Below are 13,786 nucleotides of genomic sequence, written 5' to 3' on the forward strand. Positions count from 1 at the left end.
GGGGTGGAGCAGCCCGGTAGCTCGTCAGGCTCATAACCTGAAGGCCGCAGGTTCAAATCCTGCCCCCGCAACCATCTTTACTTGCGATCCACCCCGCTCTCCGGCGGGGTTTTTCGTTTGCGTAGAAATCGTAAGGATTCCAGCAAGATCGCCTTGAACGTCGATCTCCACCTTGCCCTCAACAGGCGTCAGCACGATCTGATCTACCAACGAGCGAATGGTGTCCGCTGCCTCTACCCGCTTGCCCTCTTCTTCATCCTGAAGCGACTCGTAGAGCTGCTGGATGCGCTTGCGGTATTGCAGCGCCATGCTCGGGTGCAGCAGGGGCGGCGGCTCGTCAGCTTCGGCCAGGAACAGTTCCAGTTCCTTCTTCCGCTTTTCCAAGCTCACCATCTTCGCATTGAGAGCGTCGGCAGCGCCGCCTTTAAGGATCAGGTTGAGAAGGGTTTCGAGTTCCCGATCAATCTTCGCGATCTCGGCTTCCGCGGAGGCAATACCGACGCGGCCTTCCATTCGTAGGCGGTTCATCTCTTGCGTGAACACCTCGCAGAAATGGGCAAACAGCTCGGGGTCAACGAGTCTGGTGCGCAGCGCATTCAGCACGCGCGATTCCAACTCGTCGCGACGGATATTGACGCGGTTGTCGCAGGTGCCCTTGTTTCGAGCTGTAGAGCATCCGATCAGCGTTGCCGAGATCGCGGAGTACCCGCCACCACAGCATGAACATTTGGTGAGGCCCGAGAAGAGGTATTTGGGGCGCCGCCGATGATTGACGGTGCGGACATCCGTGCTTCCGTTGTCGTCGCGGGTGAGCTTGTTCTTCTCCTGCCGTGCCTTCACGGCATTCCAGAGATCGTCGTCGAGTATCCGGAGCTCTGGCGTCTCCTGGATGACCCATTCCGATTCCGGGTTGGGGCGCGCCTGCCGCTTTCCGGTGTTCGGGTCCTTTACGAAGCGCTGCCGGTTCCAGACGATCTTGCCGACATACATCTCATTATTGAGGATGCCGTTGCCACGCTTCGGGTTACCGTTGATCGTGCTGAAACCCCAGTCGCCGCCCGAAGGGGACGGAATGCCGTCCTTGTTCAGTGCAAAGGCGATGGTCTTGGCCGACTTGCCGGCGGCGTAGTCGTGGAAGATGCGGCGAACGACGGCGGCCTGGTTTTCGTTGATGGTGCGGTCGCCGCGAATGGGTTCGCCATTGGCGTCCAGCTTCTTGACCACATCGTAACCATAGGAATTGCCGCCACCCGATTTGCCAGCCTCGACACGGCCGCGCTGGCCGCGGCGGGTCTTGTCGGCAAGATCCTTGAGAAAGAGGGCATTCATTGTGCCCTTGAGGCCGACATGCAGATGGCTGACCTCGCCCTCCGACAGGGTGAACATCTTCACATCCGCATAGGACATGCGTTTGAAGATTCCGGCGATGTCTTCCTGATCACGCGAGAGGCGATCCATTGCCTCTGAGAGGATCACGTCGAAACGACCGGCCATGGCGTCGGTCATCAGAGCCTGGATACCCGGACGGATCAGCGAAGCGCCAGAGATTGCGTGGTCGGTATATTCTTCGACGACGTGCCAGCCTTGCTTTTCGGCGTGGAGGCGGCACATGCGAAGTTGGTCGGCGATGGAAGCGTCGCGTTGATTGTCGGAAGAATAACGGGCGTAGATCGCGACTTTCAAAACATGGCTCCTATCCGCATCAGGAGGTGCGCTTCCTCCTTTGCCTGGATAACGTCACTTCCTCTGCAAAGCATTCCCGTGCCGCCTGCTTTGCCAGGATGCCGACCAGACGCAGAAGGCGAGGGTCGGGAATGCCGCGCGGCGTAAACGTCAACTCCGGCTCGTCCAGCAGCAAAGATTCGAGCAGCGCTTCGCGCTCGGCTCCTGTAATCTTTGCTGTGTTTTGTGGGGCTCGCAAGGTCATAACTGACAGCATTCGTCCCATGCTCGGCATAAGCAATGGAATTTACAGGCGAACATTCGGCGGCGATCAGTATGCCGACGCGTGTCATGGCGTGCGGCGGCGTAGTCTGGCGAGCCGTGGCATAGTGAAATGACCTGTCGGAATCGATCGCTGTCGCCGTCATCTTTCGCCTCGATACTACCCCATCGGAAGCTGTTGCTTGTGGATGCGACTTTATCGTATTGTATTTAGAGATACAAGATGCCATCTTCCGACCAAGGAGAATCGCCATGGCCAACACTGCCGAACGCAAGGAATATCCGATCTCAATGCGTCTGCCCGAGGCCGATGTTGCCATGATCGATCGTGCTGCCAGCCTGCGCGGCCGCTCGCGCACCGATTTCGTGCGCGACGCCGCTGTGCGCGCGGCCGAGGAGGTCGTCATGGAGCAGGGCCTGATCCGGATGAGCCCGGAAGGCTTTGCCCAGTTCATGGATGTGCTGTCGCGTCCGGTTGCTCCTGTTCCGGAGATGGTTGAAGTGCTTAAGCGGCCTGCGCCGTGGGAGCCCGGCTACGCAGCGAAACAGTAATCCCTTGCTGCTTTCAGGACCCGAGCTGCTTTCCGCCGCCCACGATGTTTCCCAATTTTCCTGTGGCAAGCCGACGCTCGACCACTGGCTGAAGACCCGCGCGCTCTCCAATCAGCAGAAGGGCTTTACCGCCGTTCTCGTCGTGCATGAGGCAGGGCGTGTGGTGGGATATTACGGCCTTGCACCAACAGCCGTTGTGCCATCGGTGCTACCGCGCTCCATCCGGACGGGACAGCCGCCTAATCCAATTCCCTGCATGCTGCTTGGTCAGCTCGCGACCGATATCGGCTCGGCCGGGTTGGGTATCGGGACTGGCCTTGTGAAGCACGCCCTCCAACGGTGCGTTCAGGCCGCATCGCTGATCGGTGGGCGGGCATTGATGGTCAACGCCGTCGACGGGGAGGCTGCCGAATTCTGGCAGCGCCGAGGATTAGAGCCTACCAGAGATGATGAACTGGTCCTGTTTCGCTCGATCAGCGATATTGCTGCGTCGCTCCGTGAGGCTGGAAGGTGAATAGCCCCATGTTTGGTGGACGTCTTCCTTGCTAAATTGAGGCAAGGACCTGCGCCGGACATTCAAGACGGTGACCGGCAAGGCGAGGATCTCGAAGGAAATCCGCGACCGCCTCCAGAACCACGCGTTGCAGGATGCCAGCTGCGAGAAGCATGACTGCTAGGCACTACATGGTGGAAAAGCGCGCCGACATGACGAAAAGGGAAAAGTTCGTCTCCGCCACGCTTGCCAAGAAGTGCCGGAAGGGCATGCAATAGCCCGGCGTTCGACGGCACTCAGATCCTGTCTGAAAACCGATCATAAGCATCGATCCGCCGAACCGGGGGATCGACCTCATACCGATAGATTTCCGTTCTCAAGAACCGTAGTTCGGCCTCGCACTGAGCCTCGGGAACGTCAATATACCAGGCGCGCGGCTGCGGGCCGGGATCGCCGTTCCAGCGGTACCCCCGCGCTTTAAGGACATCCTTGAGGTCAAAGGGCGCGTTCTCCGCCCAGATTCGCCAAGAAACGGTACGAGCGCCGTCCAGGAGACGGCTGAGACCTGTAGCGCCAGATCGGGGCAGCCACATCGCCAACAACTCGACCGTAGCAAGACAGTCGTGCATCGCGCGGTGGCGGTCGTAGAAGAAGCCGGCGGCCTGAGCGAGATAGGCGAGTTTCGTGCCCTCGAACCCCTCTGCTGCCCAATCGATCTGGCTGAGCGAGCATGCCCACGGCTTCGTCGAGAACACGTCGTTGAATCGTTCGAGGAAGCGGCGGTCGAACGCCGCATTGTGCGCGATGACGAGCGAAGCCGGCGCTGCGAATGAGGCTACCGCTGCGGGATCAACAATCTGGCCGGCCACCATCTCGTTGGTGATGCCCGTGATCGCGGTGATTTCCGGGGCGATAGGCTTGCTCGGCTGACGCAGCCCTTGGAAGCTGTCGCCCACGCTGAAAATGGTGCCATCCAAGCCGTAGTTGAATGGTGTCATGGCGAGTTCGATGATCTCGTCGCGCTGAGGGTCGAGCCCCGTGGTCTCCACATCGACCACCAGGCCGAGGCGCAGCGGCGTGCCTGGCGGAGGAACGATGCGAGGGCGCGGTTTGAGACGCCGGATGACCCGGTAGTCTCCCGTGGCCTCCAGCGCCTGCGCCAGGGTCTCCAGATGGTCAGAAGATGTCATCGTCTGAAGCTTCGTTTACTGCCATCGGCTCCCCTCCAGCGGTATCGGCCGGAGCGAGTCGAATGTCGGCGGCTCGACCTTCTTCGTGGAACCACAAATCGACCACGGCGGTATCGTCGCTGCGCGGCCGCGGTGATGCCTCCCGCACCCTGAATGTCGTCGGGAGATTGACCGATGTTCCGAACACCAGCGCGTGCTGCCGAGGCAATGACGGCAAACGCTTCAAGACCGAATCCGAGATGAACGGCGTCATCTGCCGAATCTGAGAAAGATCGTCGGGGTTCTGGATGCGGTGAACCAGGAAATTGGAGCACTGGCTGAGAACCGTCTTGGACAGTTCACTCGGGCGTTGCGATGCCAAGAGCACGAACATGCCGTACTTGCGCCCTTCCTTGGCGATGCGCTCGAATATCTTGGTTGCGTCGATGGAAAACCGGGAGGGCGTTGAGGCAACGTACCTGTGAGCCTCTTCGAGGAGCAGATGTATCGGGAAACGGTTTCTTGGTTCCGCATGGCGAAGGAACCGAAAAAGCATGCGTGCGATGACCGCACTGACCAACTCAACGATTTCATCTTCGACGGAGTTCAGATCAATGATAATGACTTGATTGCGTTTGGTGAACGCTTCGCCAACAACCCTTCCCAGACCGACGATGTTGGTCAAGAATTCCAGATCGCTTACAGCCGCACCAACGTCAGCTCCTTCGTGACGTAAAAAGGCATATTCGGTCCTCTCCTGGAGAGATCTGAGCCGCGTGACCATGGAAGAGCAGTAATCTCGGATTTGGCGGTTGCCGTGAGCCTCCTCATAAAGGATCGCGAAATCCAGACATTCGTGCAGCTCATCGAAAGAGAACGGCGTCCGATTGTAGGCTGGTAAGGGAGCATCCTCCCGGAGCTTCTTCCTTACTTCATCCAGAAATGCCGATTGGTTGTTGCCAGAAAAATTTCCGTATTGAAAATTCGGATTGAAGCGGTTCAACAACGCCATATTCAGATCGTTCGTCGGATACTTCTGAAGAAGAGAAACGACGCGCTGAAACTTCGACACTGGGGAGTCGCCATCCGCACCTCGAAAGCACTCGATGATGCAAGTGGCGACAAAGTGCTCGCGCAGAGCCAGAGCGTCTGGCGTGTTGGCATGAAAGAGACTTGTCAGACCTAACGCCGTCCGAAGGACCGGCAGTTGCGTTCGCTCGCTCGCCTGCAAAAGCAGTTCCCACTCTGCCATTTCCAGGAACCAATGCGGCATCCGAAAGCCAGCGGTCGTCCCATCAAGGATTACGCGATGGACGCCGATGCCGCCGTCTTTTGCCAAAGGAGAAAGCGCCTCGTGATACTCGCCATTCACGTCGAAGACGATAAACGTCGCTCCGCGAGCGTGATGTTCGTCCGGTTTGCTGAAAAGGGACTGCAAGACCGAGGCGACCGTGCAGGATTTACCGCTGCCGGTATTGCCCAGGACCGCGACATGACCGCCGAAGAACTCGTTCAGACGAACTTTGACGTCGTAGTCCTCGAACACCACCGACTTGCCGATCGGTAGAACCCGATAGCGCGTGGCCCCTTCGGGTTGGCAAGCGCCGCCATCCGGGCCGACTGACGGCTCGACGGCGGTCTCGGTCTCAAAGATGCGATCGAGCTCGCCATCCAGCGCATACAGTGCGTCCGCATACAGAGACGGGAAAACCGACACACCGAAGCGGAACGCGCCGCCGCGCATCGGCAACATGCCGACGGGCACCACGTCCAGATATTTCGAGGAGCCGGCCCGGTCGAAATCGCCCCGCTCGGAAGGCGTGCTCGCATCGCGCTCACGCAGGCCAACAACCTCGACCACGACATATTCCGACTGCGACGGAATCATCAGGAATGAACCCAGTCGCGCCACATAATGCACGTCGTCGAAGCCGACGACCGTGAAGTTATCGGTGCCGACGTGCATCTCGACGACAAAGCGGTCGGCCGCAACCGAGACCACCTTGCCGATCGCCCGCTTGCGATCGTCGTGGCTCATGCTTCGCCATCCTTCGTCTCGTCGTCCCTTTTCGGCGCCAGCTCCGACAACACCTTGCGGACGGCATCATCAATCCTGTCGCTGGGGCGCTGGGGCATGAAATGCTCGACGATCATGTCGAAGTAGTGCGCCCTCGTCCCGTCGGAAGGGCCATTGCCTCCAATGATCCAAATGCGCGGATCGCGCAGCGCCCGCAGCTTGGCGATCTCTCCCTCCGTGTCGGGCGCCGCAAAGATCACCAAGCGGAAGGTCGGGATCGTCAGAGCCTGATAGATGATGTTGTTCAGGTGCTCGTCGCCGAAGGCGTAGCCGGCCGTGATGAGAACGCTCTGCTCGCGCACGATCCGGGACTGAAATTCCCGGAACAGGTCTGCGTAGGGCGAGCCGAGCGAAGAGTTCTGCTTCGCCGGCGTCGGATAGATCAGCAGCTGGTTTGAGGATTCCGGCGGCCAGACCTCCTTGATCGGGAACAGGCCATGATCGTCCTCGGTCCACGTGACCGAACCATGCAGTTTGCAGAGATAGACGAAGGCGTCGACGGCGGTCCATTTGCGGCTGGCGACGTCGAGCTGCTCGGCCAGAGCATAGCGGAAGATCGCCGGGTTGAAGCGGCGTTCCACGACGCCGGAAAAACCGTTGGCATAGGGAATGCCCAGGCGATCCATCGCCAATTCGCTGAAATGATCGTAGTTGGTCGTGAACACCCAGGGCCGGGGCAAGGACCGATCGCGTAGGACCAGTTTCTTGTAGAAACGCTCGTAGAGGTCGCGCACGGTCGTGTCGCCCTCCGTGGCGAAGGCCCCTTGGGTGACACGGGTCCATAGGAAGTCCTGGACCTTCTTGATGATGCCGTCGAGAACAGCGCGATAGGGGTGAAGATCGGGATTCTCGCTCTGGCGCAGCACGAACCGTTGCGCAAACAGGACTTCCATCAAGCGTTCCAGGTTACGGCTGTAGTCCTTCGCCAGGTCGACCCCGAGCGCATCGAGATAGTCGAGTTCGTCTTTGGTTAGCCGCCACGGCGCCGGTACAGCGCCGGCTGTTGGCGGATCGCTGTAGAATCCCGCCGCGCGTGCCTCGATGGTTTCGCCGCAAAACTCCTTGGCCAGCGGCGCCATGGTCGCAATGCCGAGTTCCTTTTTGTCCTTCATCAGGGAAGAACATCCGGCGCCGAGCAGAAATGCGATATTCTTGGCGTTCATGGCCTCGGAAATCGCCTTGCGGGCGCTCTCGATCCCCTTGTTCCAGTCTAGTTCAGATGGCTCGGCATCGCCGTCTCGCAGAAACTGGAATTTTCGCTCTTCTTCGACTTCGCTCATATACCCCCGGTCCTCCCAGTTTCTTACTTGGCTGCTCTGTTCGCGCGCGCGGCTATATCAGCGCACTGCGCCATGAGCGCTTCGAACGGCTCCTCGTCGTCGAAGAGCAGTCCATCCTCAACCATGCGGGCATAGTCATCCTCCAACGCCTTCGCGCCATCGCCGACCGGCACGAGTTGCAAGCCGCCGCTGACAGCCGCTGCATAGTCGATCGGCGTGCGGTCGGCGGCCTTCTCTGCGAAGAACATCGACTTGTGCCGAGCGACAGCGTTGGCCAGGTCGCGATCGGCAAAAGCGGCTTCCGCGAAGCCGGCTTCGTCCAGTCGGACAACATCGTGCCAATGTCGCGCGAAGCGGTCGCCGCGCAGCCGCTCCTGGAGGCAGAAGACGTGGATGGCGGTCGCCTTCTCCCAGAGCGTCCGCTCCGCGTGCATGACGCGCGGCCGCGCCGTCGGGAAGAGCAGCCCCTCGATCAGGCCGGCCGCGTCGCAGACGACGTCGCGCAAGCTCGCGGGTTCGCCCGTCGATCGCGCGCCGAACTCCAGCATGACACTTGGAGCCACATAGCCGGACCCGGCTGCGGTCGCCTCATAGTCGATGAAGAGCTTCTCATCCTCGACGCGGACGGCCGCCGCCAGACCTTCGGCGGCCAGTGCGGTCTCGATCACAGGCTGCACGGTTTCCGCGACCCATGCCGGTAACCGCCGACGGACCTCGCTGGACCAGCGCTTTTCCTCGCTTCGTGTCTTCGGCAGACCCTCGCCATTGTCCCCAACCAGATCGGGCGCAATCGCCCGAATGTCGTAGGTCAGATCCACATCCTCCGAAAACCGGCGAATGACCTGATAGGCTTTCGACAGCGACGTGCCGCCCTTGAACACCAGATGCTTGCCGAGCGGTGCCGCGTAGAGGGTCGCCAGCGCCCACACCACCCACACATCCTTTTCGAGAAGATGGGTGGGGCGACCCGAACGGTCGGCAGCGACGCCCAGTGCATCACGCCGATCCCCGGCCGAAAGCTGAAGAAAGACGTCAGCCATAGGCCGCCTTTCCGACGCTCTGTGCGAGCCATGTCGGAAACTGCGGCGCGGCGGCGACCAGTTCGCCGAACACGCCGGGCGGCATCTTCCGTTTCAATGTCGCGAGCGCGGCCTCCGCCCGTTCGGGGCCGAGCCAAGCCAGCGCCCGCACGGCCTCCCCTGCGGGGCGGTTGGCCAGGGCCAGTTGCCAGCGCGGCGCGTGCCGCAATTCGACGACCTGCTTGCCGAGGTGCATCTTTCGGCTGCGTCCGGAGGTCAGATAGACCGAGCGGACGGGCACCTGCGTCGTCAAGCCAAGCGCGTTCGCCGCGGCGGCGCCGTTCGAGACGATGATCTCCCCCTTTTGGGTCGCGAGGGCCTCGACAGCCTGCTCGACCGACGGTGCGCGCGTGCCAAACCGACTGGTGATGGGGCGCAGATAGACGCCACGACCGGCGCGGATGAGCTGCCCGCGCTCAGACAGACGCGACAATGCCTGATCCACGGCCGCCCGGTTTCCAAGGTGGAGCAGGCCCTTGGCGGACACGGGGACGCCTTCGGGCAGTCCCGTCGCATGGGCCAGAATTTGTTCGGTCAGCCGTGTCATCGTCTTTCTCCTGTCGGAAATATACGCAAGTTTCTGACAGTTTTCAAGGAAGTCCGGATAGGGGGAAGCCTTCCCCTGCGGCCGAGCCTTGGTCTCTGCCTACCCCTTCTGCGGGGAGATCCCCGCAACGCCCCCTTCAGAGTGAGAGTGCGGACGGATTTTCCGTGACGGGTTAAGGGCTGGAGGAGAGGCTTCCGGCGCCCGTCGCGGAGATCATCCCGATGGCCAGACACGATCGCAGCTCCGCGGAAGGTGGCGGACGCAGCAACTTTTACGACGACATCACCAACAAGATCATCGCCGAGTTGGAGCAAGGTCGGCTCCCCTGGGTCCAGCCCTGGGGTGCGTCGCCCGATACCGCCCCGCTGGGCCTGCCGAGAAATGCTTCAACCGGCCGGTCATACTCCGGTATCAATATTCTAATCCTCTGGGGTGCTGTCATCCAGCACGGCTTTCCCGGTCAGGCGTGGCTGACTTTCCGCCAGGCCCTTTCGCTTGGCGGCAATGTCCGGAAGGGTGAGCGCGGCACCACCGTTGTCTATGCAGATCGTTTCACCCCCGAGGACGAAAAGCGTCGTGCCCGCGAGACGGGTGAAGATGCGCATGCCATACCGTTTCTGAAGCGGTTCACAGTCTTCAATGCCGCACAATGCGATGGTCTGCCCGATGACATCACGGCAGTCGCGCCGCCACCGCCGCCGGGCCTGATCGAACCTCGGGTCGAGGCGCTGATCCGGGCCACCGGCATCGACTTTCGCATTGGCGGCGATCGCGCCTTCTACATGCCCTCGCTCGACTATGTGCAGGTGCCGCCTCCGCAAGCCTATTTCGAGCCTATCAACTGGCACCGCACAGCCCTGCACGAGCTGGGTCACGCCAGCGGCCATCACAGCCGCCTCAACCGCGATCTGACCGGCTCGTTCGGCTCTAAGAAATACGCCTTCGAGGAAATGATTGCCGAACAGACGGCAGCCTTCAGTTGCGCCGCGCTCGGGATCGTGCCGACCGTCCGCCATGCCGACTACATCGGGTCGTGGCTGGAGGTCATGCGCGAGGATTCCCGCGCCATTGTCCGCGCGGCCTCGCAGGCCAGCAAGGCGGCGGACTGGTTGCTGTCGCATCTGCCGGCCGACGACGCCGGGGAGCCCGATACGAGCGTAACCGACCGGACGGCTGCGGCATGATCCTCCTGACCACCATACAGCGCGACCGCCTGCTGGCAAATAGCCGCCAGCGCGATCAGGATCACATCCCGGTCGTGAAGTTCTTCACCCCCCTCGGCGAGGGCGTCTGGCTCGCCACCGAACTGGACGAGGACGGCGACATCATGTTCGGCTTGGCTGATCTCGGCCATCCCGAACTGGGGTCGTGGAGCCTTGGCGAGATGCAGTCAGCCCGGCTGCCCTTCGGCATGGGGATCGAGCGCGATCTGCCTTTCACCGGGGATTTCCCGATCTCGGTCTGGGCCGAGGCCGCCCATCAGACCGGCAGCATCCGCGCCGCCGAGCGTCTGCTCTACCGCGTCGGCGCGGGCCTTTCCCCTACATCCGCCGATACGGAAAACCGAAGTGCCTGATTTCCGGGTTTCAGGTTCTGCGGCTGGCGTCGCTCTCTTCAGAGGAAGAGGGCGGCGCTTCGCTTCGTGACGGGCTGATAGCCGGAGAGAGAGGCTCACCGGCGTCCGTCATGGAGTCACTGACATGGCCACTGCCGTTCAGAAGATCACCCTGTCGTCCTCGCGCGACATTCCCTTCAACAAGCTGGTGCTCAGCCAGTCCAATGTTCGGCGCGTCAAGGCCGGGATCTCGGTCGAGGAACTGGCCGAGTCCATCGCCCGTCGCGGCCTGATCCAGTCCCTGCATGTCCGCCCGGTCGTGGATGCTGAGGGCAAGGAAACCGGCATGTTCGAGGTTCCCGCCGGCGGTCGCCGTTTCCGGGCGCTGGAACTGCTGGTCAAGCAAAAGCGCCTCGCCAAAATCGCGCCGGTCCCCTGCGTCGTGTCGGAGGCCAGCGCCGATGTGCTGATCGATGAGGTTTCGCTCGCCGAGAATATCGAGCGCGCACCGCTGCATCCGCTCGACCAGTTCCGCGCCTTCCAGGCCATGCGCGAAAAGGGCATGACCGAGGAAGCCATCGCCGCTGCCTTCTTCGTGGATGCCAAGGTGGTGAAGCAACGCCTGCGTCTGGTTTCCGTCTCCCCGGCATTGCTCGACGTCTATGCCGAGGACGGCATGACGCTGGAGCAACTCATGGCCTTCAGCGTCAGTTCTGACCATGCCCGTCAGGAGCAGGTCTGGGAAGCGATCAAGGATGGCTGGCAGAAGGAACCTTACCACATCCGGCGCCTGCTGACCGAAACCACGGTCCGCGCCGCCGACAAGCGGGCAGTGTTTGTCGGTATTGCCGCCTATGAGGAGGCTGGCGGCTGCGTCTTGCGCGATCTCTTCCAGCAGGACGATGGTGGCTGGCTGCAAGATCCGGTGCTGCTCGACCGGCTGGTGGGCGAAAAGCTGAAGGCCGAGGCCGAAGCCATCGCCGCTGACGGCTGGAAGTGGATCGAGGTCGCCATCACCTTTCCCTATGGCCACGACCATGGGCTCCGCCAGATTGTCGGCACCACGGTCGATCTGAGCGAAGAGGAGCGCGCCACCCGCGAGGCATTGCGCGACGAATATGACGGGCTCGAAGCCGAATACGGCGAGGCTGATGAGCTGCCTGACGAGATCGACGGCCGCCTGGGTGAGATCGAACAGGCGCTGGAAACCTTCGAGCGCCGACCGATGACCTTCGAGCCGGAACAGATCGGCATAGCGGGTGTCTTCATCAGCATCGACGCTGATGGCTCCCTGATGGTCGAACGCGGCTATGTTCGCGCCGAGGATGAAACGCCTGCGGAGCCGGAGGTGGAGATCGTTGACCCGGAAACCGGCGAGGTGATCCAGCGCGCCGAACCGGAGGTAAGCCGCATGCGTGCGGTTATCACGCTGGGCGGCCAGCCGGTCGAAACGGAGGAGGAAGACGAGGCCGACACCATCAAGCCGCTGCCCGATCGTCTGGTCAGCGAGCTGACCGCCCATCGCACGCTGGCGCTGCGGGATGCGGTGGCGGTGAACCCGCATGTCGCCATGACGGCACTGCTGCACCGGCTGGTCATGGATTGCTTCATGCCGCATTCCAGCAAGGGATGCCTCGAAGCACAGGTCCGGGAGGTCCTTTTGCCCGCACAGGCCGAGGATCTGCGCGATAGCGCGTCGGCCAAGGCCATCGCTGACCGGCACGAACGCTGGGGCGATCATGTCCCGGCAGACGATGCCGCGCTCTGGGATTGGCTGACCGATCTGGACGATGGGTCGCGCATGGATCTGCTCGCCCATTGCGTCAGCTTCGGTGTCAACGCGCTCTATGAAAAGCCCAACCCTTACAGCGGCGCGGGCGTTAGTCAGCACGGGCTGGACATCCGCCTGTCGCAGGCTGACCGGCTCGCCCGTTCGACCGACCTTGACATGGTAGCCGTGGGCTGGCGGCCGACGGTTGGCAATTATCTCGGTCGCGTGACCAAGCCCCGTATCCTTGAAGCCGTGCGCGAAGGGGCCGGTGATCGGGCCGCCAATCTGATCGGGCATCTCAAGAAAGGCGACATGGCCAAGGAGGCCGAACGCCTGCTGGCGGAGACCGGCTGGCTGCCCGAGCCGCTGCGCATGATGGACGACGGTATCGAAGTCGATCCGGTATCGGGCGCTGCGGCGGAAGCCGACGATCTGCCCGATTTCCTTTCCGGCGATGGCGAGGACGACCCGGCTGACGACGAGGAAGATCAGCATATGGTCGCCGCAGAATAGCGCTCATGCGGGGCGGCTTCGGTCGCCTCGTTCCAACCGCCCCGTTTCCGTAACTCGCCCGGTCCTTGTGATCGGGCTTTTTCTTTGGAGAGCCGCCATGCCGATCAGCATCGACATCGATCAGATTTTTCTGGAAGACCGCGAACATCCCCCGTCGGATCGAACCTTACCGTGGACCGAAATCCGCGATGGCATCACTGTTGTCGTGGAGCCAAAGCCCCATTGGGCCGAAGACATGCGGGTTTTTCGGCTTAGTGCGCGTGAATATTGCCGCTACGCCGACTGGACGGCTCATGGCGCTCGTGCCCGTTTCTTCGGTCATGTCGACACATCAGGCGACGATCTGATGATGAATGCCCGCGTTATGATCGCGCGTGAGATCGCCGATGGGCTTTGGACCTGAAGACCCGATCGCGGGGTGTCGGGCCGTGAGGATGATAGCTGTTCACCCCACAGATCCACCTCCAGCTTCACTACAAAACCCGGCCATCCCTGCACATGGTCAAGCGACGGCCATTTCCAGCCTGATGGGAACACGATCCTGATGCCCGCATGGCGGCAAGGCTGGCGCGGCAGAGCATCTGCGGGCGGGTATCCGGCATCCTGTCAGATGCAAAGCACCACCCCCGCTTCCATTCGCAAACCTTGGTCCGATCCGTCTCTTTGACAATCAACCCGTAAAGGGTCGGCTTACGCGAGCGTGCCGCCCTCGGGGATTCGGAAAAAGTCCGAACGCCCGAGGGTGATTGCAGATCCGGTCAGACACTTCGGGCGCCTGTCGCGCGGGGGATGGTCCCCCGCCTCCA

13 protein-coding genes and 1 pseudogene are annotated in these 13,786 nt (G+C 61.6%); 7 read left to right on the top strand and 7 right to left on the bottom strand.

Annotated features, from left to right (window positions below):
- Positions 1 to 30: 30 nt before the first annotated feature.
- A complete protein-coding gene (locus DOU54_RS00050; RefSeq protein ID WP_113730231.1) occupies positions 31 to 1,683 on the bottom strand; it encodes a recombinase family protein in 1,653 nt (550 codons plus the stop codon).
- A 19-nt stretch (positions 1,684 to 1,702) separates the two neighbouring features.
- The gene (locus DOU54_RS00055; protein WP_229825708.1) at positions 1,703 to 1,939 is read right to left on the bottom strand and encodes a hypothetical protein; all 237 of its coding nucleotides are present in this window, start codon (positions 1,937 to 1,939) and stop codon (positions 1,703 to 1,705) included.
- Between the two features lie 257 nt (positions 1,940 to 2,196).
- Between DOU54_RS00055 and DOU54_RS00060 the strand changes: the two genes are divergently transcribed.
- The 3 genes and pseudogenes from DOU54_RS00060 to DOU54_RS28365 form a co-directional block, all read left to right on the top strand.
- Positions 2,197 to 2,496: a type II toxin-antitoxin system TacA family antitoxin gene (locus DOU54_RS00060; protein WP_066478980.1), complete on the top strand. Its 300-nt coding sequence runs from the start codon at positions 2,197 to 2,199 to the stop codon at positions 2,494 to 2,496.
- 4 nt (positions 2,497 to 2,500) lie between these two features.
- Complete coding sequence (locus tag DOU54_RS00065) at positions 2,501 to 3,010, top strand: GNAT family N-acetyltransferase (protein ID WP_066478979.1); 510 nt, start codon at positions 2,501 to 2,503, stop codon at positions 3,008 to 3,010.
- Between the two features lie 43 nt (positions 3,011 to 3,053).
- A pseudogene (locus DOU54_RS28365) lies at positions 3,054 to 3,267 on the top strand (site-specific integrase); the annotation flags it as partial.
- A gap of 18 nt (positions 3,268 to 3,285) precedes the next feature.
- Here DOU54_RS28365 and DOU54_RS00070 read toward each other — a convergent pair.
- The 5 genes from DOU54_RS00070 to DOU54_RS00090 all read right to left on the bottom strand — a co-directional run bounded on the left by DOU54_RS00070 (position 3,286) and on the right by DOU54_RS00090 (position 9,141).
- Positions 3,286 to 4,179, bottom strand: coding sequence for a 3'-5' exonuclease (locus tag DOU54_RS00070; protein WP_015740125.1), 894 nt, complete (start codon positions 4,177 to 4,179; stop codon positions 3,286 to 3,288).
- Positions 4,166 to 6,196 carry an ATP-binding protein gene (locus DOU54_RS00075; protein ID WP_066478977.1) on the bottom strand — a complete coding sequence of 677 codons (2,031 nt, stop codon included), beginning with the start codon at positions 6,194 to 6,196 and terminating at the stop codon, positions 4,166 to 4,168. Before DOU54_RS00075 ends, DOU54_RS00070 begins: the two co-directional genes overlap by 14 nt.
- Positions 6,193 to 7,398, bottom strand: coding sequence for an SIR2 family protein (locus tag DOU54_RS00080; protein ID WP_286079836.1), 1,206 nt, complete (start codon positions 7,396 to 7,398; stop codon positions 6,193 to 6,195). The genes DOU54_RS00075 and DOU54_RS00080 overlap by 4 nt, the downstream gene beginning before the upstream one ends.
- 140 nt (positions 7,399 to 7,538) lie before the next feature.
- Positions 7,539 to 8,555: a nucleotidyl transferase AbiEii/AbiGii toxin family protein gene (locus DOU54_RS00085; RefSeq protein WP_113730183.1), complete on the bottom strand. Its 1,017-nt coding sequence runs from the start codon at positions 8,553 to 8,555 to the stop codon at positions 7,539 to 7,541.
- Entirely contained in the window at positions 8,548 to 9,141 is a 594-nt protein-coding gene (locus DOU54_RS00090) for a DUF6088 family protein (RefSeq protein ID WP_113730185.1), read from the bottom strand. The genes DOU54_RS00085 and DOU54_RS00090 overlap by 8 nt, the downstream gene beginning before the upstream one ends.
- 221 nt (positions 9,142 to 9,362) lie before the next feature.
- Between DOU54_RS00090 and DOU54_RS00095 the strand changes: the two genes are divergently transcribed.
- From DOU54_RS00095 to DOU54_RS00110, 4 genes are all read left to right on the top strand, one after another.
- A complete protein-coding gene (locus DOU54_RS00095) occupies positions 9,363 to 10,325 on the top strand; it encodes an ArdC family protein (protein ID WP_113730187.1) in 963 nt (320 codons plus the stop codon).
- Positions 10,322 to 10,717: a DUF2958 domain-containing protein gene (locus tag DOU54_RS00100; protein ID WP_113730188.1), complete on the top strand. Its 396-nt coding sequence runs from the start codon at positions 10,322 to 10,324 to the stop codon at positions 10,715 to 10,717. Before DOU54_RS00095 ends, DOU54_RS00100 begins: the two co-directional genes overlap by 4 nt.
- A 124-nt stretch (positions 10,718 to 10,841) precedes the next feature.
- Entirely contained in the window at positions 10,842 to 12,980 is a 2,139-nt protein-coding gene (locus DOU54_RS00105; RefSeq protein ID WP_113730190.1) for a ParB/RepB/Spo0J family partition protein, read from the top strand.
- A gap of 97 nt (positions 12,981 to 13,077) precedes the next feature.
- Positions 13,078 to 13,383: a hypothetical protein gene (locus tag DOU54_RS00110; protein WP_066478936.1), complete on the top strand. Its 306-nt coding sequence runs from the start codon at positions 13,078 to 13,080 to the stop codon at positions 13,381 to 13,383.
- Positions 13,384 to 13,786 lie beyond the last annotated feature (403 nt).

Origin of the sequence: Agrobacterium sp. MS2 (genome assembly GCF_003261015.1) — a bacterium.
Taxonomy (GTDB): domain Bacteria; phylum Pseudomonadota; class Alphaproteobacteria; order Rhizobiales; family Rhizobiaceae; genus Agrobacterium; species Agrobacterium pusense.